The sequence below is a fragment of the Citrobacter sp. CK185 genome (genome assembly GCF_030333565.1).
Classification (GTDB): Bacteria; Pseudomonadota; Gammaproteobacteria; order Enterobacterales; family Enterobacteriaceae; genus Citrobacter_B; species Citrobacter_B koseri.
Map to the genome: position 1 here is coordinate 202,028 of NZ_JAOWFR010000010.1, position 25,669 is coordinate 227,696.

24 protein-coding genes are annotated in these 25,669 nt (G+C 53.2%); 8 read left to right on the forward strand and 16 right to left on the reverse strand.

The features are described 5' to 3' along the window. Positions 1–6: 6 nt before the first annotated feature. From atpD to asnC, 12 genes are all read right to left on the reverse strand, one after another. Positions 7–1,389 carry a F0F1 ATP synthase subunit beta gene (gene atpD, locus OGV79_RS02165; protein WP_012000829.1) on the reverse strand — a complete coding sequence of 461 codons (1,383 nt, stop codon included), beginning with the start codon at positions 1,387–1,389 and terminating at the stop codon, positions 7–9. A 26-nt stretch (positions 1,390–1,415) separates the two neighbouring features. Beyond that, the gene (gene atpG / locus OGV79_RS02170; protein WP_047460091.1) at positions 1,416–2,279 is read right to left on the reverse strand and encodes a F0F1 ATP synthase subunit gamma; all 864 of its coding nucleotides are present in this window, start codon (positions 2,277–2,279) and stop codon (positions 1,416–1,418) included. 50 nt (positions 2,280–2,329) lie between these two features. Beyond that, positions 2,330–3,871 carry a F0F1 ATP synthase subunit alpha gene (atpA, locus tag OGV79_RS02175; RefSeq protein ID WP_012000831.1) on the reverse strand — a complete coding sequence of 514 codons (1,542 nt, stop codon included), beginning with the start codon at positions 3,869–3,871 and terminating at the stop codon, positions 2,330–2,332. Between the two features lie 12 nt (positions 3,872–3,883). Then, positions 3,884–4,417, reverse strand: coding sequence for a F0F1 ATP synthase subunit delta (gene atpH, locus OGV79_RS02180; protein ID WP_012000833.1), 534 nt, complete (start codon positions 4,415–4,417; stop codon positions 3,884–3,886). Positions 4,418–4,431: 14 nt separating this feature from the next. Further along, positions 4,432–4,902, reverse strand: a complete 471-nt coding sequence (atpF, locus tag OGV79_RS02185; RefSeq protein WP_003827022.1) for a F0F1 ATP synthase subunit B — start codon at positions 4,900–4,902, stop codon at positions 4,432–4,434. A gap of 59 nt (positions 4,903–4,961) precedes the next feature. Continuing rightward, complete coding sequence (atpE, locus tag OGV79_RS02190) at positions 4,962–5,201, reverse strand: F0F1 ATP synthase subunit C (RefSeq protein WP_000429386.1); 240 nt, start codon at positions 5,199–5,201, stop codon at positions 4,962–4,964. A 47-nt stretch (positions 5,202–5,248) separates the two neighbouring features. Then, positions 5,249–6,064 carry a F0F1 ATP synthase subunit A gene (gene atpB, locus OGV79_RS02195; protein ID WP_047460083.1) on the reverse strand — a complete coding sequence of 272 codons (816 nt, stop codon included), beginning with the start codon at positions 6,062–6,064 and terminating at the stop codon, positions 5,249–5,251. A gap of 8 nt (positions 6,065–6,072) precedes the next feature. Continuing rightward, entirely contained in the window at positions 6,073–6,453 is a 381-nt protein-coding gene (gene atpI, locus OGV79_RS02200; protein ID WP_012131096.1) for a F0F1 ATP synthase subunit I, read from the reverse strand. Positions 6,454–7,068: 615 nt separating this feature from the next. Further along, on the reverse strand, positions 7,069–7,692 hold the full coding sequence (rsmG, locus tag OGV79_RS02205; protein WP_047460080.1) for a 16S rRNA (guanine(527)-N(7))-methyltransferase RsmG: 624 nt from the start codon (positions 7,690–7,692) through the stop codon (positions 7,069–7,071). A gap of 102 nt (positions 7,693–7,794) precedes the next feature. Beyond that, positions 7,795–9,684 (reverse strand): tRNA uridine-5-carboxymethylaminomethyl(34) synthesis enzyme MnmG, encoded by a 1,890-nt coding sequence (mnmG, locus tag OGV79_RS02210; RefSeq protein WP_047460077.1) that lies wholly within the window; start codon positions 9,682–9,684, stop codon positions 7,795–7,797. 372 nt (positions 9,685–10,056) lie between these two features. After that, positions 10,057–10,506, reverse strand: a complete 450-nt coding sequence (gene mioC, locus OGV79_RS02215) for an FMN-binding protein MioC (RefSeq protein ID WP_012131099.1) — start codon at positions 10,504–10,506, stop codon at positions 10,057–10,059. 88 nt (positions 10,507–10,594) lie between these two features. Continuing rightward, positions 10,595–11,053 (reverse strand): transcriptional regulator AsnC, encoded by a 459-nt coding sequence (asnC, locus tag OGV79_RS02220; protein ID WP_012131100.1) that lies wholly within the window; start codon positions 11,051–11,053, stop codon positions 10,595–10,597. Positions 11,054–11,204: 151 nt separating this feature from the next. On the opposite strand from asnC, the gene asnA reads away from it, so the two are divergent. Further along, positions 11,205–12,197, forward strand: coding sequence for an aspartate--ammonia ligase (gene asnA / locus OGV79_RS02225; protein WP_024130086.1), 993 nt, complete (start codon positions 11,205–11,207; stop codon positions 12,195–12,197). Positions 12,198–12,201: 4 nt separating this feature from the next. Here the strand turns inward: asnA and viaA are convergent, their stop codons facing one another. After that, a complete protein-coding gene (viaA, locus tag OGV79_RS02230) occupies positions 12,202–13,653 on the reverse strand; it encodes an ATPase RavA stimulator ViaA (RefSeq protein WP_049010841.1) in 1,452 nt (483 codons plus the stop codon). Continuing rightward, positions 13,647–15,143, reverse strand: a complete 1,497-nt coding sequence (gene ravA / locus OGV79_RS02235) for an ATPase RavA (protein WP_049010843.1) — start codon at positions 15,141–15,143, stop codon at positions 13,647–13,649. Before ravA ends, viaA begins: the two co-directional genes overlap by 7 nt. A 304-nt stretch (positions 15,144–15,447) precedes the next feature. Here ravA and kup point away from each other — a divergent pair, with 304 nt between their 5' ends. The 7 genes from kup to rbsR all read left to right on the forward strand — a co-directional run bounded on the left by kup (position 15,448) and on the right by rbsR (position 23,379). Further along, the gene (gene kup, locus OGV79_RS02240; RefSeq protein ID WP_049010844.1) at positions 15,448–17,316 is read left to right on the forward strand and encodes a low affinity potassium transporter Kup; all 1,869 of its coding nucleotides are present in this window, start codon (positions 15,448–15,450) and stop codon (positions 17,314–17,316) included. Positions 17,317–17,488: 172 nt separating this feature from the next. Next, complete coding sequence (rbsD, locus tag OGV79_RS02245) at positions 17,489–17,908, forward strand: D-ribose pyranase (protein ID WP_275165879.1); 420 nt, start codon at positions 17,489–17,491, stop codon at positions 17,906–17,908. A gap of 7 nt (positions 17,909–17,915) precedes the next feature. Next, the gene (rbsA, locus tag OGV79_RS02250; protein ID WP_058668328.1) at positions 17,916–19,421 is read left to right on the forward strand and encodes a ribose ABC transporter ATP-binding protein RbsA; all 1,506 of its coding nucleotides are present in this window, start codon (positions 17,916–17,918) and stop codon (positions 19,419–19,421) included. A gap of 5 nt (positions 19,422–19,426) precedes the next feature. Next, a complete protein-coding gene (gene rbsC, locus OGV79_RS02255; RefSeq protein WP_286466997.1) occupies positions 19,427–20,392 on the forward strand; it encodes a ribose ABC transporter permease in 966 nt (321 codons plus the stop codon). Positions 20,393–20,416: 24 nt separating this feature from the next. Next, on the forward strand, positions 20,417–21,307 hold the full coding sequence (gene rbsB / locus OGV79_RS02260; RefSeq protein ID WP_012131108.1) for a ribose ABC transporter substrate-binding protein RbsB: 891 nt from the start codon (positions 20,417–20,419) through the stop codon (positions 21,305–21,307). A gap of 140 nt (positions 21,308–21,447) precedes the next feature. Beyond that, a complete protein-coding gene (gene rbsK / locus OGV79_RS02265; protein WP_286467001.1) occupies positions 21,448–22,377 on the forward strand; it encodes a ribokinase in 930 nt (309 codons plus the stop codon). Positions 22,378–22,380: 3 nt separating this feature from the next. Then, positions 22,381–23,379, forward strand: a complete 999-nt coding sequence (rbsR, locus tag OGV79_RS02270; protein ID WP_101744155.1) for a ribose operon transcriptional repressor RbsR — start codon at positions 22,381–22,383, stop codon at positions 23,377–23,379. Here rbsR and mdtD read toward each other — a convergent pair. Together mdtD and OGV79_RS02280 are read right to left on the reverse strand one after the other, a co-directional pair. Continuing rightward, positions 23,345–24,772, reverse strand: a complete 1,428-nt coding sequence (mdtD, locus tag OGV79_RS02275; protein ID WP_058668330.1) for a multidrug transporter subunit MdtD — start codon at positions 24,770–24,772, stop codon at positions 23,345–23,347. The genes rbsR and mdtD overlap by 35 nt on opposite strands. 11 nt (positions 24,773–24,783) lie before the next feature. Continuing rightward, a complete protein-coding gene (locus tag OGV79_RS02280) occupies positions 24,784–25,488 on the reverse strand; it encodes a FadR/GntR family transcriptional regulator (RefSeq protein ID WP_012131112.1) in 705 nt (234 codons plus the stop codon). Positions 25,489–25,669 lie beyond the last annotated feature (181 nt).

A 25,669-nucleotide genomic window follows, 5' to 3' on the forward strand; every position in this document is an offset into this window, starting at 1 on the left:
AAGGCGTTAAAGTTTTTTGGCTTTTTCCACGGCTTCGTCGATGGAACCGACCATGTAGAACGCCTGCTCCGGCAGGTGATCGTATTCGCCTTCCATGATGCCTTTAAAGCCACGGATGGTGTCTTTCAGGGAGACGTATTTACCCGGAGAACCGGTAAATACTTCTGCCACGAAGAACGGCTGGGACAGGAAGCGCTGGATCTTACGTGCGCGAGCTACCACCAGTTTGTCTTCTTCAGACAGTTCATCCATACCCAGGATGGCGATGATGTCTTTCAGTTCCTGGTAACGTTGCAGGATAGACTGTACGCCACGCGCGGTGTCGTAGTGCTCCTGACCAACAACCAGCGGGTCCAGCTGACGGCTGGTGGAATCCAGCGGGTCAACGGCCGGGTAGATACCCAGAGACGCGATCTGACGGCTCAGTACCACGGTTGCGTCAAGGTGCGCAAAGGTGGTGGCTGGAGACGGGTCAGTCAAGTCATCCGCAGGTACGTATACCGCCTGTACGGAGGTGATAGAACCGGTTTTGGTGGAGGTGATACGTTCCTGCAAAACACCCATCTCTTCCGCCAGGGTCGGCTGGTAACCTACCGCTGAAGGCATACGACCCAGCAGTGCGGATACTTCCGTACCGGCCAGGGTGTAACGGTAGATGTTGTCGACGAACAGCAGAACGTCACGACCTTCGTCACGGAATTTCTCCGCCATGGTCAGGCCGGTCAGCGCAACGCGCAGACGGTTTCCCGGCGGCTCGTTCATCTGGCCGTAAACCAGGGATACTTTGTCGATAACGTTGGAGTCGGTCATTTCGTGGTAGAAGTCGTTACCCTCACGAGTACGTTCACCTACGCCCGCAAACACGGAGTAACCGGAATGTTCGATCGCGATGTTACGGATCAGCTCCATCATGTTTACGGTTTTACCTACACCCGCACCACCGAACAGACCCACTTTACCGCCCTTCGCGAACGGACACATCAGGTCGATAACTTTGATACCGGTTTCCAGCAGTTCCTGAGAGTTTGACAACTCTTCGTAGGACGGTGCCGCACGGTGGATAGCCCAACGCTCTTCTTCACCGATCTCGCCTTTCATGTCTACTGGTTCGCCCAGTACGTTCATGATACGACCCAGCGTTGCTTTACCTACCGGGACTTCGATCGGGTGCTCAAGGTCTTTCACATCCAGACCACGACGCAGGCCGTCGGAAGAACCCATGGCGATGGTACGTACGATACCGCCACCGAGCTGCTGCTGAACTTCCAGCACCAGATGTTCATTACCATTCTGCACCTCAAGGGCGTCGTACACGCGCGGTACGGCATCCTGAGGGAACTCGACGTCAACTACGGCGCCGATTACCTGGACAATTTTTCCAGTAGCCATCTTGAATCCTCTACGAATTAACCTGGTTATACCGCGGATGCACCACCGACGATTTCGGTGAGTTCCTGAGTAATGCTGGCCTGACGAGCTTTGTTGTATACCAACTGCAACTCTTTAATCAGGCTGCCGCCATTGTCGGTCGCGGCTTTCATCGCCACCATACGTGCGGCCTGCTCGCTGGCCAGGTTTTCTACCACGCCCTGATAAACCTGAGATTCCACATAGCGACGCAGGAGGGTATCCAGCAGCGCTTTCGGATCGGGTTCGTACAGGTAATCCCAGGTTTTACGTTTCAGTTCATCATCTTCTGAAGCCGGTAACGGCAGCAGCTGAGTGATAGTCGGAACCTGAGACATGGTGTTAATAAATTTGTTGCTGACAATGTAAAGCTTGTCCAGACGGCCTTCATCATAGGCCTGCAACATCACTTTAACCGGGCCGATCAGTTCGGACAGGGATGGGTTATCCCCCATACCCGTCACCTGGGCGACAACATTGCCACCTACGGAACTAAAGAAAGACACGCCTTTAGAGCCGATCATTGCGAGGTCGCACTGAACGCCTTTATCGGACCATGCTTTCATATCCGCCAGCAGTTTCTTGAACAGGTTAATATTCAAGCCACCGCACAGACCACGGTCGGTCGACACCACCAGGTAGCCCACGCGCTTAACGTCGCGTTCTTCCAGATAGGGGTGCTTATATTCCAGATTACCGTTCGCAAGGTGACCAATCACTTTGCGCATGGTATCTGCATAAGGACGGCTGGCCGCCATGCGATCCTGCGATTTACGCATTTTGGAAGCGGCGACCATCTCCATCGCTTTAGTGATCTTTTGCGTGTTCTGGACGCTTGCGATCTTACTACGTATCTCTTTTGCGCCGGCCATGAGCTTCTCCTCAATGCCTTGCGGCCTGCCTTAAGGCAGGCCACCAGACGTTACCAGGACTGGGTTGCTTTGAAGGAATCGAGGATGCCTTTCAGCTTGCCTTCGATTTCGTCGTTATAGCCACCGGACTGGTTGATCTCTTGCATCAACGGAGCGTGATCACGGTCGACGTAAGCCAGCAGAGCGGCTTCGAAGCTACCGATTTTCGCCAGTTCTACATCCGCCAGATAACCACGTTCTGCCGCGAACAGAACCAGAGACTGCTGCGCAACGGACATCGGCGCATACTGTTTCTGTTTCAGCAGCTCAGTCACTTTCTGACCGTGGTCAAGCTGTTTACGGGTTGCATCGTCAAGGTCAGATGCAAACTGGGAGAACGCCGCCAGTTCACGATACTGCGCCAGCGCGGTACGGATACCACCGGACAGTTTCTTCATGATCTTGGTCTGCGCTGCACCACCAACACGGGATACGGAGATACCCGGGTTAACCGCAGGACGAATACCAGAGTTAAACAGGTTGGTTTCCAGGAAGATCTGACCATCGGTAATAGAAATTACGTTGGTCGGAACGAACGCAGAAACGTCACCCGCCTGGGTTTCGATAATCGGCAGCGCAGTCAGAGAACCGGTTTTCCCTTTCACTTCACCTTTAGTGAAGGCTTCAACGTATTCAACGTTAACACGCGCAGCACGCTCCAGCAGACGAGAGTGGAGGTAGAATACGTCGCCCGGGAATGCTTCACGTCCTGGCGGACGACGGAGCAGCAGGGAGATCTGACGATAAGCAACAGCCTGTTTGGACAGGTCATCGTAGATGATCAGCGCATCTTCGCCGCGGTCGCGGAAGTATTCGCCCATTGCGCAACCGGCATACGGCGCCAGGTATTGCAGTGCGGCAGATTCAGATGCGGTTGCAACCACAACGATGGTATTTTGCAGCGCGCCGTGTTCTTCCAGCTTACGAACCACGTTAGAGATGGTGGACGCTTTCTGGCCAATAGCCACGTAGACGCACTTGATGCCGGAATCACGCTGGTTGATGATGGCGTCGATTGCCAGAGCGGTTTTACCGGTCTGACGGTCACCGATGATCAATTCACGCTGACCACGACCGATTGGGATCATGGAGTCAACGGCTTTATAACCCGTCTGAACAGGCTGATCAACGGACTGACGTTCGATTACGCCCGGCGCGATAGCTTCAACAGCAGAGAAGCCGTCGTGCTCAACCGGACCTTTACCGTCGATTGGCGCGCCCAGGGTGTTAACCACACGGCCCAGCAGGCCACGGCCAACCGGAACTTCCAGGATACGGCCAGTACATTTAACCTTCATGCCTTCGGCAAGGTCAGCGTACGGACCCATCACAACCGCACCTACAGAGTCGCGCTCCAGGTTCAGTGCGATAGCGTAACGGTTACCCGGCAGGGAGATCATTTCACCCTGCATACAATCGGCCAGGCCGTGAATGCGGATAACACCGTCACTTACAGAAACAATAGTACCTTCGTTGTGAGCTTCACTCACAACATTGAACTGAGCAATGCGCTGCTTGATCAGTTCGCTGATTTCGGTGGAATTCAGTTGCATGCTCCAGTCCCCTTAAGACTGCAAGACGTCTGCAAGGCGTTCAAGACGGCCGCGTACGCTGCCATCAATGACCATATCACCCGCTCGGATGATAACGCCTGCCATTACAGACTTATCGATTTTGCAATTCAGCTTAACTTTGCGTGACAGACGTTTTTCCATCGCAGCGCTAATTTTCGCAAGCTGTTCTTCACTCAATGCGGTGGCGGAAGTTACCTCAACTTCAGAGGTGGACTCACTCGCGGCGCGCAGGTGAATAAACTGCTCCAGAACATCCGGGAGCGCGTTCAGACGATTATTTTCAGCCATCACCCGAATCAGGTTCTGACCGTTTTCGTCCAGCTGCTCACCGCAGACTGCGATAAACGACTCAGCGAGCGTTTCCGGCGCCAGCGCGCCAGAGAGAAGCTCTGCCATTTGTTCGTTCTTGGTTACCTCGGCGGCAAACGCCAGCATGTCCTGCCAGCGCTCTACACTTTGGTGTTCGACGGCAAAGTCAAAAGCTGCTTTGGCGTAGGGGCGAGCTACCGTAACAAATTCAGACATCAGCCCCTCCCTCCTTACAGTTCAGCGACAAGTTTGTCCACGATGTCGCTGTTAGCAGCTTCATCCACGGAACGTTCGATGATCTTCTCGGCGCCAGCAACAGCCAGGATAGCAACTTGCTTACGCAGCTCTTCACGGGCACGTTTACGCTCGGCGTCAATTTCCGCCTGCGCCTGGGCCACGATTTTAGTACGTTCCTGCTCTGCTTCAGTTTTGGCTTCATCCAGGATCTGAGCGCGACGTTTGTTCGCCTGCTCAATGATTACCTGAGCTTCCGCCTTCGCTTTTTTCAGCTGGTCGGTCGCGCTGGCCTTTGCAAGGTCAAGGTCCTTATGTGCTCGTTCTGCGGAAGCAAGACCGTCAGCAATTTCTTTTTGACGTTTTTCGATGGCAGCCATTAACGGCGGCCATACGTACTTCATGCAGAACAGAACGAACAGGACAAACGCGATGGCCTGGCCGAGGATTGTTGCGTTAAGATTCACAGCACAATGCCTCTATCTAGTTAACGTTCTGATATTGCTCTTAATTCAAGCAACGCTTACTACGCGACAGCGAACATCACGTACAGACCCAGACCTACAGCGATCATCGGGATAGCATCCACCAGACCCATAACGATAAAGAACTGAGTACGCAGCAGAGGAATCAGATCAGGTTGACGCGCTGCGCCTTCCAGGAATTTACCCCCGAGGATGCCGATACCGATCGCAGCACCGATTGCCGCCAGACCCATCATCACAGCGGCAGCCATGTACAGCAGATCCATATTCAGGTTTTCCATGACAGTCTCCAGTTTGTTTCAGTTAAAACGTAGTAGTGTTGGTAAAATTAATGCTCTTCAGACGCCATCGACAGATAGACAATCGTCAGAACCATGAAGATGAAGGCTTGCAGCGTAATGATCAGGATGTGGAAAATGGCCCACGGCACATTCAGAATCCACTGTGACCACCACGGCAACAGACCAGCAATCAGAATGAAAATCAGCTCACCGGCATACATGTTGCCGAACAGTCGCAGACCGAGTGATACCGGTTTGGACAGCAGACTTACCCCTTCAAGGATTAAGTTGACAGGGATGAACGCCCAGTGATTGAACGGCTGTAGCGTCAACTCTTTCGTGAAGCCGCCGATGCCTTTCATTTTGATGCTGTAGAACAGAATGAGGATAAATACGCCCAGCGCCATCGACAGGGTGATGTTCACGTCAGCGGACGGAACGACACGCAGTGCCGGCAGACCGAAGATATGCTCGCCGATATACGGCAGCAGATCGATAGGCAGTAAGTCCATCAGGTTCATCAGGAATACCCAGACGAAGATCGTCAGGGCCAGCGGCGCAATCAGCTTGCTTTTGCCATGGTACATGTCTTTCACGCTACCATGCACAAAGCCGATGACCAGCTCAATCGCGGTCTGAAATTTACCTGGTACGCCGCTGGTCGCCTTTTTGGCTACGCTGCGGAACATAAGCAGGAACAACAGACCCAGCACCACCGAGAAGAACATGGAGTCAATATTGAGCGTCCAGAAGGTGGCTGGGGGGTTATGCGGATCCACCAGCGAGAATGTACGCAGGTCCAGCTGAAGGTTGTTCAGATGGTGTCCTATGTAATCCTGCGGCGTCATATTTTCTGAAGCCATGATGCCTTTTACCCTTTGTTGTTAATTACAGCCGGCGCCAGTATCTGAACCACCAGCACCAAAACCCACGTAACGATCAGCGGCAAAAATACCGCCTTAAAAACCGCCAACGCCACCACCAGTAGAACCAGCATCGCTAACACCTTGAAGGCTTCGCCGAAGGCGAATGACCAGGCCACGCGGCCTTTCGCAGGTGTATGCGCCTGGTGACGCCAGGCAAATATCATAAACAACATGTTAGGCAGCAACACTGCCAGGCCTCCGCATAAGGCGGAAGCGCCCCAGAAGGGGTCTTTGAGGCTAAACAGCAATCCACTTGCTATTACCGCCAGAAGCTGAATGAACAGAAGCTTACGAGCAACGTTTCGACTCAAGAGCGACACAGACATCACGTTTTTACTCCTGCTCCCTTCGAGGTATGCCGCGTGTCGTATAAAACGTTCTTTAAGGCTTAGAGTCAAGCATCAAAAAGCGGTCAAATTATACGGTGCGCCCTCGTGATTTCAAACAATAAGTAGCTAAAAGGTGAATAAATGTTTAAATATTTTTCCCTGGTGCACATTTATCACTTTTCATCAAACTGTGAACGATCATGCAAAACTGCAAATGGCGCGTAAATACTGGTGATAAAGCGTGCTTCGGATCACATATTGAGCATATTCGCCCCGGCAGTATTTATTTACTTGGCAAATGATGCCTTTTCATCTTTCTGATATTTAAGCCTAAAATCACTCACTATTTAAAAAACACCCGGTTACAAGCTAAAAACCATTCATTGACATTTATAATAAAAATTCAACATACCTGAGTGATTCTTAGATTCAATTTTTAGCAACCTGATATTTTCAATGTTGATTAATTCATTTTTTAATAAAAAGAGCTACGTTGTAGCAATGATACAAAACGGTGAACTCATGGTTAATGGTAACAAGGTATAACTATTCGTTACCTCGCGATTGTTAACACGCGAGCGCCCGTTTTTTTTCTATTTTTTTTGATAAAAATTAAATTTTGTTTGGCTTAATGACCACCAAATGACGTTCGCCTTCCAGCTGCGGGACACGCAGTTTAACCACGGACTCGACGCTGAACGCCGCAGGCAGTGAGGCGATTTCCTCTTCCGGCAACTGACCCTTTAACGCATAAAAGCGGCCATTTTCCCCCGGCAGGTGGCGACACCAGCTCAACATGTCATCGAGAGAGGCGAATGCACGGCTGATCACGCCATCAAACGGCGGCTCAGAAGGGAACTCTTCAACGCGGCTCTGCACTGGCGTAATATTTTCCAGCTTGAGTTCGTGCTGAACCTGGCGCAGAAAGCGTACCCGCTTGCCCAGGCTATCCAGCAGCGTGAAATGCGATTCAGGACGGACAATGGAGAGCGGGATCCCCGGCAGCCCCGGTCCCGTACCGACGTCAATAAAACGCTCCCCTTGCAGGTGCGGCGCCACAACGATGCTGTCCAGAATATGGCGTACCAGCATCTCGTTAGGATCCCGCACTGACGTCAGGTTGTAGGCTTTGTTCCATTTGTGCAGCATATCGACATACGCAATCAGCTGATTTTTCTGGTGATCGGTAAGCGAAATGCCTGCTTCATCCAGCAGACGGGAGAGTTTGTTAAGCACGGTCGTTACCTGTTAATAATCAAATGCCCGATGCGCTTTCGCTTATCGGGCCTACAAATTTGTAGGGCGGGCAAGCGAAGCGCCCCCGCCAAATTAGTGTTATCAAGCGCTGCGACGCAGCATTCCCTGTTTCTTCAGCCACACCAGTAAAATTGAAATCGCCGCGGGCGTAACGCCGGAAATGCGCGACGCCTGACCTATAGAGACCGGTTTGTGATCGTTCAGCTTGGCGATAACTTCATTCGACAGACCAGAAACCTGGCGATAATCCAGCGTTGCAGGCAGCAATGTGTTCTCGTTACGCAGCTGTTTTTCGATCTCATCCTGCTGACGGGCGATATAGCCTTCGTATTTTACCTGAATCTCAACCTGCTCAGCGGCCTGCGCATCATCAAGACCCGGAGCGAACGGCGTCAGCGAAGTCAGCTGCGCGTAGGTCATTTCCGGGCGACGCAGCAGATCTTCGCCGCTGGCTTCACGCGACAGCGGCGCAGTCAGGTGAGCGTTCACTTCGCCGGCCGATTCCGCCGACGGCGTTACCCAGGTGGATTTCAGACGCTGACGTTCGCGTTCGATATTCTCCAGCTTCTCGTTGAAGCGCGCCCAGCGCTCATCATCCACCAGGCCCAGCTCACGGCCCATTTCGGTCAGACGCAGGTCGGCGTTATCTTCACGCAACATCAGGCGGTATTCCGCGCGGGAGGTAAACATGCGGTACGGTTCTTTGGTGCCCAGCGTGCAAAGATCGTCCACCAGCACGCCGAGGTAAGCCTGAGAACGCGCAGGCGCCCAGCCTTCTTTGTCCGCAGACAGACGGGCGGCGTTCAGACCAGCGAGCAAACCTTGCGCGGCCGCTTCTTCGTAACCTGTCGTCCCGTTGATTTGCCCGGCGAAGAACAATCCCTGGATAAATTTGCTCTCCAGCGTTGGTTTCAGGTCGCGCGGATCGAAGAAATCGTACTCAATGGCATAACCTGGACGCACAATTTTCGCGTTTTCCATCCCCTGCATTGAGCGGACGATCTGCATCTGCACATCGAACGGCAGGCTGGTGGAGATACCGTTCGGGTAAATTTCGTTAGAGGTCAGTCCTTCCGGTTCCAGGAAGATCTGATGCTGGTTGCGATCGGCAAAGCGCATGACTTTATCTTCGATCGACGGGCAGTAACGCGGGCCGATCCCTTCGATCACACCGGCATACATCGGGCTGCGATCGAGGTTGTTGCGGATCACATCATGGGTTTTTTCGTTGGTATGCGTGATGTAGCACGGCACCTGCTGCGGATGCTGGGACGCATTGCCCATGAACGAGAACACAGGCATCGGGTTATCGCCGTGCTGCTGCGCCAGTACGCTGAAATCAATGGTGCGCGCATCAATACGCGGCGGCGTACCGGTTTTCAGGCGGCTGACGCGCAGCGGAAGTTCACGCAGGCGACGAGACAGTGGAATGGATGGCGGATCGCCAGCACGGCCGCCGCTGTAGTTATCCAGACCAATATGAATTTTGCCGTCAAGGAAAGTCCCGACGGTGAGAACCACCGCTTTAGCCCGGAATTTCAGGCCCATCTGGGTAACAGCGCCCACGACGCGATCGTTTTCAACAATCAGATCTTCAACCGCCTGCTGGAAGATCATCAGATTGGGCTGATTCTCCAGCGCAGTACGTACCGCCTGGCGATATAGCACGCGATCCGCCTGTGCGCGAGTTGCACGAACGGCCGGACCTTTGCTTGCGTTTAGTATCCTAAACTGGATACCCGCCTGGTCGATCGCTTTCGCCATCAGCCCGCCGAGCGCATCCACTTCTTTTACCAGGTGTCCCTTCCCAATACCGCCAATGGCCGGGTTGCAGCTCATTTGCCCCAGCGTGTCGATATTGTGTGTCAAAAGCAGGGTCTGTTGCCCCATACGCGCTGCGGCCATTGCGGCCTCAGTGCCTGCATGACCCCCGCCAATGATGATGACGTCAAAAGGATCCGGATAAAACATGGTAATTGCCTCGCATACGGCGGTGTGAAAGTGGATTGAAGCCCGGGTCGTGGATTCTACTCAACTTTAGCCGCTGGAGAAAGTCCCGGGATCCTGGGTATTAAAAAGAAGATCTTTTTATTTAGAGATCTGTTTTATTGTGATCTCTTATTAGGATCGCGATTGTCTGTGGATAACCAGGAACCGCTGAATAAGATCAACAAGTTGTTGAGGATCATTAGCTGTGAATGATCGGTGATCCTGGCCCGTATAAGCTGGGATCAGAATGAAGGGTTATGCACAACTCAAAAACTGAACACCGGTTGTTCTTTGGATAACTACTGGTTGATCCAAGCTTCTTACCAGAGTTATCCACACTCGATCGCACGATCTTTACACTATTTTGAGTAAATTAATCCAGGATCCCAGCCAAACCTCTGCCGGATCTTCAGGAATATCGTGTTCAAGGATGTTGATCTTGAGGGTTTCCCCGATCGGTTTTGCGCCTGATGTCTTGAGCGCGGCCTCTATTTTATCGATGGCGCCGCAGAATGTGTCATATTCACGACTTCCGATGCCGATGGCGCCGAAACGAACCTGAGAAAGATCGGGGTTCTGCGACTGAAGCGCTTCATAGAAAGGAGCAAGGTTATCCGGGATATCGCCCGCGCCATGCGTGGAGCTGATAACCAGCCAGGTTCCTGACGCTGACAGATCCTCTAATAGCGGACCGTGCAAGGTTTCGGTTGAAAAACCTGCATCTTCCAGCTTTTCAGCCAGATGTTCTGCAACATATTCGGCACCGCCAAGGGTGCTGCCGCTGATAAGAGTAATGTCTGCCATACGAGCCCATCCTTATAAAGAGGGGCTATTGTACGCTGTGAGCGAGCTGGGATCTACCTGTGGAAAAATGTGGGATTAAAAAAGCCGATCACGGCCGGATAGTACGCATGATCGGGTTTTGCAGGGAGATCAATGTCTCGGTGGACTGAATTTCATCAATTGTTTGGATCTTGTTGATAAGTACCTGTTGCAGGGCGTCGATGGATCGGCACATAACCTTAATAAAGATGCTGTAGTGGCCGGTGGTGTAATACGCTTCGGTCACTTCGTCCAGGCTTTCGAGCTTCGCCAGCGCGGATGGGTAGTCTTTCGCGCTTTTTAAAATAATGCCGATAAAGCAGCAGACGTCGTATCCGAGCTGTTTTGGACTGACGTCAATCCGCGCGCCGGTAATGATCCCCGCCTGCTTCATTTTTTCTACGCGAACGTGAATCGTCCCCGGGCTGACGCTAAATTGTTTGGCCAGTTCAGCGTATGCCGTACGCGCATTTGCCATTAACGCTTCCAGGATGCCGCGATCCAGATTGTCGATCTGATAATTTTCCATAGGTTTTTCTTATGTAGATTAGTGATTCACTCTATTTTAGCGTCTTATTTTATCGAATCAAAAGTGAAGTGGGCTTTTTGTTTGTGGATTATTGAATATCACCCTCAATCTGTTGCTTAATCATAGGCAACAGGACGCAGGAGTATACAAAATGAAAACCGCTTACATCGCCAAACAACGTCAAATTAGCTTCGTGAAATCTCACTTCTCTCGTCAACTGGAGGAGCGTCTGGGTCTGATTGAAGTTCAGGCGCCGATCCTTAGCCGCGTAGGAGATGGCACGCAGGATAACTTGTCGGGCTGTGAAAAAGCGGTACAGGTAAAAGTGAAAGCGTTGCCGGATGCCCAGTTTGAAGTGGTGCATTCACTGGCAAAGTGGAAACGCCAGACGCTGGGACAACACGACTTCAGCGCGGGTGAAGGGCTGTACACGCACATGAAAGCCCTTCGCCCTGACGAAGACCGCCTCTCCCCGCTCCACTCCGTCTATGTCGACCAGTGGGACTGGGAACGCGTTATGGGCGACGGTGAGCGTCAATTCGCCACCCTGAAAAGCACGGTAGAGGCTATCTGGGAAGGCATTAAGGCAACCGAAGCCGCGGTAAGCAAAGAATTTGGTCTGGCGCCGTTCCTGCCGGAGCAGATCCACTTTGTTCACAGCCAGGAGCTGCTGGCGCGTTACCCGGATCTGGATGCGAAAGGGCGCGAACGCGCGATCGCGAAAGAGCTTGGCGCCGTTTTCCTGGTCGGTATCGGCGGGAAACTGAGTGACGGTAAACGCCACGACGTGCGTGCGCCAGATTATGATGACTGGAGTTCTGCTTCTGATCTGGGCCATGCTGGTCTGAACGGCGATATCCTGGTCTGGAACCCGGTACTGGAAGATGCGTTTGAGCTTTCTTCAATGGGGATCCGTGTCGACGCCGATGCGCTGAAACGCCAGCTTGCTCTGACCGGAGATGAAGATCGCCTGAGTCTGGAGTGGCACCAGGCGCTGCTGCGCGGCGAGATGCCGCAAACGATCGGCGGCGGTATTGGTCAGTCTCGCCTGACGATGCTGCTGCTGCAACTGCCGCACATTGGTCAGGTTCAGTGCGGCGTGTGGCCTGCGCAGGTTCGTGAAAGCGTCGCTTCCCTGCTGTAATTCTCTAACGCCGCCAGCGTCGTAGCAGGCGGCTTCGCATCCCGGTATCAAAGCGCCAGATATGGTCGAAAATGCGCATGATGCCGGGTTTGCCATGTGCCGACATCGCCACCGCATGAAAACGGTGCTGGTGTACCCGCTGTAACTCCCCTACTTTATTCACAACATCGTCAGGTAAGCGCTGGGCGATAAAATCTGAAATGACTACCGCATCCGCATCAAACCACTCTCGCCCCTGCATCCGTTCAATAATGGCGCGAAAACAGCTGGCGATATCCGTGCCGCCGCGAAAGCGCTGGCTCAAAAAGCGGATGGCCTGCTCGATGCCTTCTGGACCAGACAGTTCATAGCGCACGACCTCTGTGGAAAACAGCATGATGAAGCAGCGACGGTTATCCGCCAGCGCGACGCGCATCAGCGCCAGGCAAAAGGCTTTCGCGCACTGCTCGTTAAATCCGCCCATTGAGCCGGAGGTGTCCACGCAAACAATGAATGGCCCGCGCGGCTGTTCGTCAAAATCCTGATGAACGACCGGGCGCTCAGTCACTTTCTCACGCCACGCTTCGCCGTGCAGACGGTACGTGAGCAGCTGTTTTTCCACCAGCCGTCGGTAGAATTCATATTCCAGTTCGGTAATGCCGAGCGTTGCCAGCTCAGGCGGCAACAGGCGCAGAATGTCGTCGCTTTGCTGAATGCCGTCAACCTGTTCTGGAACGGTCGCCGGTTCGCGCACCAGCGTACGAAACGTCTCCATCGGCGCATCTTTGCGCGGCACCGATTTGGCTTCCCTGGAGCGGCCTAACTGTTCCGCCAGGCGTTTCAGTTCGGGTTGTTCTGCCAGGAAGTCGCCATATTTTACGATCATCTGATAATCGCCGCGTTTGAGTTGCCCTGCGCTCATGTCCCACAGGCGGCCGGCTGCATGGTCATTTTCCGCCAGGACCGGCTCCAGTTGCCCGCTGAGCGTCATGCGTTCCTGCACTTCACTCAGCAACTGCTCGCGCTCCTCTTCCAGCAACTGGTGATTTAAGGCCGTGGTTTGCACGATCAGGCTTAAACGCCAGCGTTGCAGAAAAAGCGTGTGCAGCGCTGGCGTAAAAGTGGCGTTACTGTCCACCAGTTGCTGGGCTTGCCCGGCATAGGGCGAATGTAGCCGGTGCAGCAACGCTAATATCTGCGGCAATTGCACAATAAACTGCGTTGTTCCGAGAAGCTGGCTTTGTTGATAGCACATCACCTCTTCCGTGAGTTCCGGCGGCACGCGCGCGTCTTTAAGACGGCTGCGCAGCGCTTCGCGCCAGCGGGGAAGATCGTCGGAAATGGCTCTCTTTAATCGGGGGAATTTCTCGAAGAAGATAGCCAGCTGCGGGGAGGCCAGCAAAGTGAGGATAATCTCTTCGATAATCCCCTCTTCACTGACCGCCAGCATGACATTCAGCGTGTCCAGTGTCAGCATTGCTGCGCCTGGCGGATCTGCGCACCAACATCCTGTAGGCTGGCTTCAATACGACCTAACCAGTCGCTATGGATAAACAGACATTTTTGCTGTTCGCTGAACCGGCTGTGCTGCTGGTGCCATTCGCTGTCCAGCGCCTCAAGCTGCTGTTTGATTTCGCCGGGCATTCCCTCTTCTGAACTGCCCGGTAGCGCCAGACTGCTGCCCTGTAGGCTGACGTCGCGCACCACCAGATGCTGAGCGCTATCAACTTCCATATTCAGCGTCTGGGCAAAACCGATCCCGTTGAGTTTGCCGCGGATCTCTCCGCCTTTTGCCAGCCACTGCTCAAGGGCGCTGCGTTCAAAAGCGATATGAATGACTTCCATATCATGCAGTTTAAGCGGTTGTTGCAAAAGCAAGGTTAGCACTGGCGCGCTCGCCTCTGGCGGCAGATCGTAATGGGGACGGCGGCTGAACATTCCTCCCTGACGAACAACGGTAAAGGCTGTTTTATCGCTTTGCTGCTGTTGCAACTGGAGGCGACGTTGCACAATGCCGCCGAGGCGCGTCAGCATTGCCTGTTGCTGCCAGGCGTGCCCGGTCATCAATATTTCAAGCTGTTGCTGCATCAGATTCAGGCTTTGCGCGTCATACCACAGGCAATCTTTCAGCAGGATAAGATCGATTGGCGCAACGGCGTCGCGTCCGCTAAAGAACGCGCTGGCCTGTAACAGACGAATGGCTTTTTTCCAGCGACGGTCGGAGACATAGGGGGCGTCTGGCAGCGCATCAAGCTGCTGGCGCAGCGTGAAAATCAGTTCAAATACATGATCGGGCAGCGTAATGGCGGAAATATCCTTCTGCCACTGATAATACTCTTCATCAGTCACCTGTAATGAGGCCGGCACCGGGTTGTCGCTTTCGTCCTGCTGGCTTACCAGCATGGAGCGGAAATTCGCCTTATCCTGTACTTTATCCAGCCACAGACGAATGAGCATACGGTCGTATAACGCCTCCAGACTGCTGTCTGCTTCGGGAAGCTCGTTTGAGGCCGCTACCAGCAGGCGCATCGGAATTTTTTCTTCGTGCGCGCCGTTACGGAAATGGCGTTCGTTAATGGCGGTCAGCAGAGTGTTCAGGATTGCCGGACCCGCTTTCCAGATCTCATCCAGAAAGACGATTTCCGCTTCAGGAAGATAACCCGTGGTCAGACGCTCATAGCGACCTTCATCTTTTAGCGCCTGAATGGAGAGAGGACCAAAAACCTCCTCGGGCGTGGAGAAACGCGTCATCAGATACTCAAAGGCGCGGGCGTGCTGAAAGGCGAACTTCAGACGACGGGCTATCAGGCTTTTGGCAATGCCTGGCGGGCCAAGTAAAAAGACGCTCTCACCGCTCAACGCTGCCAGCAGGCAAAGGCGAATGGCGTGGCTACGTTCATAAAGTCCCTTTTCCAGGGCGCTGCTCAGACGGGAAATTCTTTCCGCTAATAAATGTGGGTGAGCCATAATAAGGTGGCGTCCTTCCGCCAGATGTATCATGTTAACAGCGAGTATAGACGTTTCGCCACGAAGCAATAATAGACTGAAGCATCGTTTCTTTTTCTTTGCGCCAGGTTAATCTGACGTCGATTAGGGGTACGATTTTGCGATTAATCGTGCATACTGTGCGCCTTTTTTGTGGGCCAAGGGACTACGCACACATTTCATATATATACACTAAATCATTCAAACTGCATCAAGGTGGCAAAGGAGTGGATCCCCGGGAGCCTTGTCGTTTGAAAGATGCCATGTATAAACGAAAGACGAGTCTATGAGCACTGATAATAAACAATCATTGTCTGCGATCACTCTCGCAGCGATTGGGGTTGTCTATGGTGATATTGGTACCAGCCCACTTTATACACTTCGTGAATGCTTGTCCGGTCAGTTTGGTTTTGGTGTTGAACGTGATGCCGTATTTGGCTTTCTGTCGCTGATTTTCTGGCTGCTGATCTTTGTTGTTTCCATCAAGTATCTGACTTTTGTCATGCGCGCAGATAACGCCGGTGAGGGCGGGATTCTGACCTTAATGTCGCTAGCCGGGCGTAATACGTCGGCGAGAATGACGTCCACGCTGGTCATTATGGGGTTAATTGGCGGTAGCTTCTTCTACGGCGAAGTGGTGATTACACCCGCGATCTCAGTCATGTCGGCCATTGAAGGTCTGGAAATTGTGGCGCCGGAACTGGATACCTGGGTCGTCCCGCTTTCTATTATTGTGCTTACTCTGCTGTTTATAATTCAGAAACACGGGACGGGGATGGTCGGTAAGCTGTTTGCGCCGATTATGCTGACGTGGTTTTTGATTCTGGCTGGACTCGGCCTGCGCAGTATCATCGCTAACCCGGATGTGCTTCATGCCCTCAATCCCATGTGGGCGGCGAAGTTCTTCCTTGAGTACAAAACGGTGTCGTTTATTGCGCTGGGCGCCGTGGTGCTTTCGATTACCGGGGTTGAGGCGCTGTATGCGGATATGGGGCATTTCGGCAAGCTGCCGATTCGTCTGGCCTGGTTCTCGGTTGTTCTTCCTTCATTAACGTTAAACTACTTTGGTCAGGGCGCATTGCTGCTCAAACACCCGGAAGCGATTAAGAACCCGTTCTTCCTGTTGGCGCCGGAGTGGGCGCTGATCCCGCTGCTGATTCTTGCCGCGCTGGCGACGGTTATCGCCTCTCAGGCGGTGATTTCCGGTGTCTTCTCGCTGACGCGCCAGGCGGTGCGGCTGGGATATTTATCGCCCATGCGCATTATCCACACCTCCGAAATGGAGTCCGGGCAGATCTATATTCCGTTCGTGAACTGGATGCTCTATTTTGCGGTGGTTATTGTTATTGTCAGCTTTGAGCGTTCCAGCAACCTGGCGGCGGCATACGGTATTGCCGTTACCGGTACGATGGTGCTGACCTCGATTCTTTCTACCACCGTGGCGCGTAAAAACTGGCACTGGAATAAGTATTTTGTCGCGCTGATCCTGGTGGCGTTCCTGTGCGTTGATGTTCCGCTGTTCTCGGCAAACCTCGACAAGCTGCTGTCGGGCGGCTGGTTGCCGCTGACGCTGGGGATCGTGATGTTCATCATTATGACGACCTGGAAGAGCGAGCGTTTCCGTCTGCTGCGTCGTATGCATGAGCACGGTAACTCCCTGGAAGCCCTGATCGCCTCGCTGGAGAAATCGCCTCCGGTACGCGTCCCCGGTACGGCGGTGTATATGTCCCGCGCGCTGAACGTCATTCCGTTTGCGTTGCTGCATAACCTCAAGCATAACAAGGTGCTGCATGAACGCGTGATTCTGCTGACGCTACGCACGGAAGACGCGCCATACGTACACAATGTTCGCCGGGTGCAGATTGAGCAACTGTCGCCAACCTTCTGGCGCGTGGTGGCCAGCTACGGTTGGCGCGAAACGCCGAACGTTGAGGAAGTGTTCCACCGCTGCGGGCTGGAAGGGCTGAGTTGCCGGATGATGGAAACCTCTTTCTTTATGTCGCATGAATCGCTGATCCTCGGCAAACGCCCGTGGTATTTGCGTCTGCGCGGCAAGCTCTATCTGCTGTTGCAGCGTAATGCGCTGCGTGCGCCGGATCAGTTTGAAATCCCACCGAACCGGGTTATCGAACTGGGAACGCAGGTCGAGATTTAAGCCTTTTAAAATGCCGGGCGGCGCAGCGTCGCCGGGCAATTATCCCCTGCCGCATTTCACTTAGCGAAACGTTTCGACCCCGATCACAATTCCGTTACGTCATGATGGTTTTCTGCTCACTTCCGGGAGTAAACTTATTACCAGCGAAACGTTTCGCTAGTGGGGAAAGAAAATGAAGAAAGGCGCGGTACTTAATTCTGATATTTCATCGGTCATCTCCCGTCTGGGGCATACTGATACGCTGGTAGTGTGTGACGCAGGTTTACCTGTTCCATCCAGTACAACGCGTATCGATATGGCGTTAACCCAGGGCGTACCTTCTTTTATGCAGGTACTGGATGTCGTGACCCGTGAAATGCAGGTTGAGGCGGCTATTCTCGCGACGGAAATCAAAGAACATAATCCGCAACTCCACGAAACGTTGTTCAGCCATATTGAGCAACTGCAACAACACCAGGGAAACACCATAGAAATTCGTTACACCACGCATGAACATTTTAAAAAACTAACCGCAGACAGTCAGGCGGTGATTCGCAGCGGGGAGTGCTCCCCGTATGCGAATATTATTCTCTGTGCCGGCGTCACGTTCTGAGGCCATCATGGACGCATTACTGCAACTCAAAGGGATCGATAAAGCGTTCCCGGGCGTGAAAGCGCTATCTGGCGCCGCGTTAAATGTCTATCCAGGCCGCGTAATGGCGCTGGTGGGCGAAAATGGCGCGGGCAAATCCACCATGATGAAAGTCCTGACTGGTATCTATACCCGTGATGCGGGATCGTTATTGTGGCTGGGTAAAGAAACGACCTTCAATGGCCCAAAATCCTCGCAGGAAGCCGGGATCGGCATCATTCACCAGGAACTGAACCTGATCCCGCAGCTCACGATTGCCGAGAATATCTTTCTGGGGCGTGAGTTTGTAAATCGCTTTGGCAAAATCGACTGGAAAAAGATGTATGCCGAAGCGGATGTTCTGCTTGCCAGACTCAATCTGCGCTTCAAAAGCGACAGGCTGGTGGGCGAACTCTCTATCGGCGATCAGCAGATGGTCGAAATTGCCAAGGTACTGAGCTTCGAATCCCGAGTCATCATTATGGATGAACCCACGGATGCGCTCACTGATACCGAAACGGAATCGCTGTTCCGCGTCATCCGCGAGTTGAAATCGCAGGGGCGCGGCATTGTCTATATCTCCCACCGCATGAAAGAGATCTTCGAGATTTGCGATGACGTGACGGTTTTCCGCGACGGGCAGTTTATTGCCGAGCGTGAAGTGGCATCGCTGACCGAAGATTCGCTGATTGAAATGATGGTAGGACGTAAGCTTGAAGATCAGTACCCGCGTCTGGATAAAGCGCCAGGCGAGGTACGCCTGAAAGTCGATAACCTGTGCGGTCCCGGCGTTAATAATGTCTCCTTTACTCTGCGCAAAGGGGAAATTCTGGGGATCTCCGGTTTGATGGGCGCCGGGCGTACGGAACTGATGAAAGTGCTGTACGGCGCGCTGCCGCGCACCAGCGGTTACGTCACGCTCGACGGGCATGAAGTGGTTACCCGTTCACCGCAGGATGGCCTGGCTAACGGTATTGTTTATATCTCTGAAGACCGTAAACGTGACGGCTTAGTGCTCGGCATGTCGGTAAAAGAGAATATGTCGCTCACCGCGCTGCGTTATTTCAGCCGCGCTGGCGGCAACCTGAAACATAAAGATGAACAGCAGGCGGTGAGTGACTTTATCCGTCTGTTCAATGTGAAAACGCCGTCGATGGAGCAGGCTATCGGGTTGCTCTCTGGCGGCAATCAGCAGAAAGTCGCCATTGCGCGTGGACTGATGACCCGCCCCAAAGTGCTGATCCTCGATGAGCCAACCCGCGGTGTGGACGTTGGCGCGAAAAAAGAAATTTATCAGCTTATCAACCAGTTTAAGGCCGATGGTCTGAGCATCATTCTGGTCTCATCTGAGATGCCAGAAGTATTGGGTATGAGCGATCGCATTATCGTCATGCATGAAGGGCATCTCGGCGGTGAATTCACTCGCGAGCAGGCCACCCAGGAAGTGTTAATGGCTGCCGCTGTGGGCAAGCTTAATCGCGTGAATCAGGAGTAAAAAAGATGACTATCCAGGCTGTTTCTGGTCGCCGTTATTTCACTAAAGCGTGGCTGATGGAGCAGAAATCGCTCATCGCTCTGCTGGTGCTGATCGCGATTGTTTCTACCATGAGTCCCAACTTTTTTACCGTTAATAACCTGTTTAACATTCTCCAGCAAACGTCCGTCAACGCCATCATGGCCGTTGGGATGACGCTGGTTATCCTGACGTCAGGCATCGATCTGTCCGTTGGTTCCCTGCTAGCGCTTACCGGCGCGGTTGCCGCTTCAATTGTAGGGATTGAAGTGAATGCGCTGGTGGCCGTTGCGGCGGCGCTGGCGTTAGGTGCCGCCATTGGCGCGGTGACCGGTGTGATCGTGGCGAAAGGTCGCGTGCAGGCGTTTATCGCCACGCTGGTAATGATGCTTCTGCTGCGCGGCGTCACGATGGTGTACACCAACGGAAGCCCGGTGAATACCGGCTTTACGGATAACGCCGACCTCTTCGGCTGGTTCGGGATTGGCCGCCCGCTGGGCGTTCCGACGCCGGTCTGGATTATGGGCATCGTCTTCCTGGCGGCGTGGTACATGCTGCATCATACTCGCCTGGGCCGCTATATCTATGCGCTGGGCGGCAACGAAGCGGCAACGCGTCTGTCGGGTATCAGCGTCAGTAAAGTCAAAATCGTCGTCTATTCGCTTTGTGGTCTGCTGGCCTCGCTGGCGGGCATCATCGAAGTGGCTCGTCTCTCCTCCGCGCAGCCAACGGCGGGTACGGGTTATGAGCTGGATGCCATCGCAGCGGTCGTGTTAGGCGGCACCAGCCTGGCGGGCGGTAAAGGGCGCATTGTTGGGACATTGATCGGCGCATTGATTCTCGGTTTCCTTAATAATGGTTTGAATTTGTTAGGTGTTTCCTCCTATTACCAGATGATCGTCAAAGCGGTGGTGATTTTGCTGGCGGTACTGGTAGACAACAAAAAGCAGTAACAACGACTACAGGACATCTTAAATATGAACATGAAAAAACTGGCTACCCTGGTTTCTGCTGTTGCGCTGAGCGCCACCGTGAGCGCGAATGCGATGGCGAAAGACACCATTGCTCTGGTGATCTCCACGCTCAACAACCCGTTCTTTGTCACCCTGAAAGAGGGGGCGCAGAAAGAAGCGGATAAACTGGGCTATAACCTGGTCGTGCTGGACTCCCAGAACAACCCGGCGAAAGAGCTGGCTAACGTTCAGGATTTAACCGTTCGCGGCACTAAAATTCTGCTGATCAACCCAACCGATTCCGACGCGGTAGGCAACGCGGTTAAGATGGCTAACCAGGCGAAGATTCCGGTTATCACCCTTGATCGCCAGGCAACCAAAGGCGACGTTGTCAGCCACATTGCTTCCGATAACGTGCTGGGCGGCAAAATCGCCGGTGATTACATCGCGAAGAAAGCAGGTGAAGGCGCGAAAGTGATTGAACTGCAAGGCATCGCCGGAACATCCGCAGCGCGTGAGCGTGGCGAAGGCTTCCAGCAGGCCGTTGCAGCACACAAATTTAATGTACTGGCCAGCCAGCCTGCTGACTTTGACCGCACCAAAGGTCTGAACGTCATGCAGAACCTGCTGACTGCGCATCCTGATGTGCAGGCGGTATTCGCACAGAACGACGAAATGGCGCTGGGTGCGCTGCGCGCTCTGCAAACCGCAGGTAAATCTGATGTGATGGTGGTTGGATTTGATGGTACGCCGGATGGCGAGAAGGCGGTAAATGATGGCAAACTGGCTGCGACTATCGCTCAGTTGCCGGATCAGATTGGCGCTAAAGGCGTTGAAACCGCTGATAAAGTACTGAAAGGCGAGAAAGTTCAGGCCAAATATCCGGTTGACCTGAAACTTGTCATCAAGCAGTAATAACGGCTCAGGCCGTTCGCGGTCTGATGGCGACATAAATACGCCATCCTCAGAGAGTTGTTTGAAGATGAAAGCGTAAAAAGAAAAGCAGGGCACGCGCCACCCTAACCCGGTGGCGCACTTTACTGGACATCCCGAACATGAAAACCGCAGGCAACCTTGTCGTCCTTGGCAGTATTAATGCCGATCACATCCTCAACCTCGAATCTTTTCCTGCGCCAGGCGAAACCGTAACGGGCACCCAATATCAGGTGGCATTCGGCGGTAAAGGCGCGAATCAGGCGGTGGCCGCAGGGCGCAGCGGCGCAAATATCGCGTTTATTGCCTGTACTGGCGATGACAATATTGGCGAGAGCGTGCGTAAACAGTTAGCCAGCGATAACATTGATATTGCTCCGGTCAGCGTGATTAACGGGGAATCTACCGGAGTCGCGCTGATTTTTGTTAATGGCGAAGGGGAAAATGTCATCGGCATTCATGCTGGCGCCAATGCCGCATTGGCACCAGCGCTGGTGGAAGCGCAACGCGAGCGTATCGCCGGGGCTTCTGCGCTATTGATGCAGCTCGAGTCGCCGATTGAAAGCGTGCTGGCGGCGGCAAAAATTGCGCATCAGAACAACACTACCGTTGCGCTTAACCCGGCTCCGGCGCGTGAACTGTCTGATGAGCTGCTGGCGCTGGTGGACATCATTACGCCAAATGAAACCGAAGCGGAAAAGCTCACGGGAATTCGCGTCGAAAGTGATGAAGATGCCGCTAAAGCAGCGCAGGTGCTGCATGATAAAGGCATTCATACCGTACTGATTACGTTAGGCAGCCGCGGCGTGTGGGCCAGCGTGAAGGGCGAAGGTCGTCGTGTGCCGGGGTTTAAAGTGAACGCCGTTGATACGATAGCCGCCGGGGATACTTTTAATGGTGCGTTAGTTACCGCCTTACTGGAAGAGACGCCGCTGCCGGAGGCCATTCGCTTTGCCCATGCCGCTGCTGCGATTGCGGTGACACGCAAAGGTGCGCAACCTTCTGTTCCGTGGCGTGAAGAGATAGAGGCGTTTTTAGGTCAGCAGAGGTAACGTTTGGCTACAATGAAGGATGTTGCCCGTCTGGCGGGCGTTTCCACTTCAACTGTTTCGCACGTTATTAATAAAGATCGCTTTGTCAGTGAAGCTATCACCGGGAAAGTGGAAGCGGCGATTAAAGAGTTAAACTATGCGCCTTCAGCGTTGGCGCGTAGCCTGAAATTAAATCAGACCCGCACAATCGGCATGTTGATCACCGCCAGTACCAATCCTTTTTATTCAGAACTGGTGCGCGGCGTTGAACGTAGCTGCTTTGAGCGGGGCTATAGCCTGGTATTGTGTAATACCGAAGGCGATGAGCAGCGAATGAACCGCAATCTGGAAACGTTGATGCAAAAGCGGGTCGATGGCTTATTGCTGCTCTGTACGGAGACGCATCAACCCTCCCGGGAGATCATGCAGCGTTATCCCTCTATTCCTACTGTGATGATGGACTGGTCGCCCTTTGATGACGAAGGGGATTGCGATCTGATCCAGGACAACTCCCTTCTGGGCGGCGATTTAGCGACGCAATACCTGATTGATAAAGGTTTTACCCGAATAGCCTGCATTACCGGCCCACTGGATAAAACGCCCGCGCGTTTGCGGCTGGAAGGGTATCGGGAGGCGATGAAACGCGCGGGGCTGGAAATTCCTGAAGGGTATGAGATCACAGGAGATTTCGAGTTTGGCGGCGGATTTGAAACCATGCAAATGCTGCTGTCCCATAAACAACGCCCACAGGCGGTATTTGCCGGCAATGATGCGATGGCCGTCGGCGCGTATCAGGCGCTTTATCAGGCAGGGCTGCGCATCCCGCAGGATATGGCGGTGATTGGCTATGATGATATTGAACTGGCGCGCTACATGACGCCGCCGCTGACGACGATTCATCAACCGAAAGATGAACTGGGTGAGTTGGCCATCGACGTGTTGATTCACCGTATGGCACAACCCACGTTACAACAGCAGCGTCTGCAACTTACTCCTGTTCTGATGGCGCGGGGGTCGGTTTAGGTTTGTGCCGTTCTTTGATCAGATTGCGGCCATCTTTGGCTTTCAGCAACATGAACATCAGCGCGGATACCACCGTAATAGCGCCCATCGTAATAAAGGTATAGTGGAACTGTTCAACCGTATTGGTTCCCTCAATCCCTTCATAGAGACGCAATACGGCGGCGCTGATCGCTACCCCTAAACTGATGGAAAGCTGCTGCGTGACGGCCAGCAGACTGTTGCCGCTGCTGGCGTTATCATCGGTCAGGTCCGCAAGGGTGATGGTGTTCATGGCGGTAAACTGCGTGGACATCGCCATCCCCAGAACAAACAGCGGCAGAATCAACATCCATACCGGCATGGCGGGGGATTGCAAAGAGAACTGCGCAATCATCAGGCCAATAAATACCGTAATGCCGACCAGCGTCGTCTTGTACCCCAGTTTGCGCAGCACCTGAGTGACCGCTGATTTCGCCAGAATAGAACCCAGCGCCGTCGGGGCCATCATGCAGCCGGCTATCAGCGCCGGGTATCCAAATCCTACCTGTATCATCAGCGGCATCAGGAAGGGAACGCATCCCGTTCCCAGACGCGTGGCGAGGTTTCCTGCTATCCCAACGGAGAACGTGCGCGTTCTGAACAGCGAAAGTGAAATCAACGGCGTTGGGTGTCGACGTGCATGGCGAATATAGGCCAGTAGCAGCACGATACTGCTCAGAATAATGGTTAATGCTATCCAGGTTGCGACGATCTTCTCGCCGAAAAGCTCCATTCCGCTGGAGAACAGCACCAGACTCAAACCAAAGAGGAAGAAGCCGGTCATGTCGAAACGGCGTCGCGGCGTGGTGAAGTTTGGCATGTACTTACGGGCATACAGGATACCGACAATGCCAATGGGAATATTAATCAGGAAGATCCAGTGCCAGCTTGCCCATGTCACCAGTATGCCCCCCAATACCGGGCCGAGGATAGGGCCGACCAGGCCTGGCATCGTCACGAAATTCAGAACCGGAAGCAGTTCACTTCGGGGGTAAGCGCGTAATAATGCCAGACGGGCGACCGGCATCATCATTGCGCCGCCGATCCCCTGCACCACGCGGAAGACAACCAATTCAGCTAATGAGCCAGAAAGCGCGCATGCCAGCGAGCCGAGCGTAAACAGACTGACGGCAATAATAAAGACGCGACGGGTGCCAAAGCGATCGGCCAGCCATCCGCTTACCGGAATCAGCATCGCGACCGTCAGGGTATAACTGATAATAGCGGACTGCATGGCAAGAGGAGAACGGTTGAGGCTGTGCGCGATAGCGGGTAGAGCGGTATTAAGAATGGTGGCATCCAGCGCCTGCATAAAAAAAGCCATGGCCGCTATCCACGGCAACCCGGCCATACTGCGCGCTTTTTTCTCTGACATTCGGTATCCCGTTACTTGTCCGGTTGTTCGTTCGGCGCTATCAACAATGCCTGGCACGCTTTAAAGGCGCGATCGCCATCACTGTCGGCTATGGCATCTACAATAGCCTGGTGTAAATCCAGCTTCACCACATCGTTATAGGTAATAGAGGTGAAGTAGGTGTGATAGACCGAATGGAACAGCGAGGCAAAAGAGATTAAGAACGGATTCGCGCTCATTTCATAAATATGCTCATGCCACGCCATATCGACTTCAATCCAGCGTTCGCGTCTGAAGTTCTTCTTCAACGCCACCATCTCTTCCATTAAGGTATTCAGATGCGCTTTCTGTTCCGCTGATCCGATCGTCGCTGCCAGTGAACATGCCTGCGGTTCGAGACTGATACGCATCACCAGAAAATGATTAATAACCTGATGGAAGTTTTCTTCTGTCATCCACCAGGTGAGCAGTTCCTGATCGAGGAAGTTCCAGTTTGCCTGCGGCATAACCCGCGTACCAATACGAGGACGGGGCAACACCATGCCTTTTGCTGTTAGCGTCTTCACTGCCTCACGTACCGCCGTGCGACTCACGCCAAACTGCTCGCCCAGTTCGATTTCTCCGGGAAGAATGGTGCCGGGCGCGTATTCACCCTTTAAGATTCGCTGCGCCAGCTTCTCAGCCAGAACGTAGGAAAGATTTTTCTGTGCAGCTAACTGTTGTGCGCTTAAAGGCATAAATGTTTGTCCTTTCTCTTTTCTTATTCATTAGTATGCCATCAGGAAGTGTGATTAAGGTTGTAAAAACGGCAAATTGCTTATTTTATGGCATGTTAATAGTGGTTTTGCTTAAAAAGAAAGCAGTCGGAAAATAATTTTAAATTTCCCCTTGTCAGGCCGGAATAACTCCCTATAATGC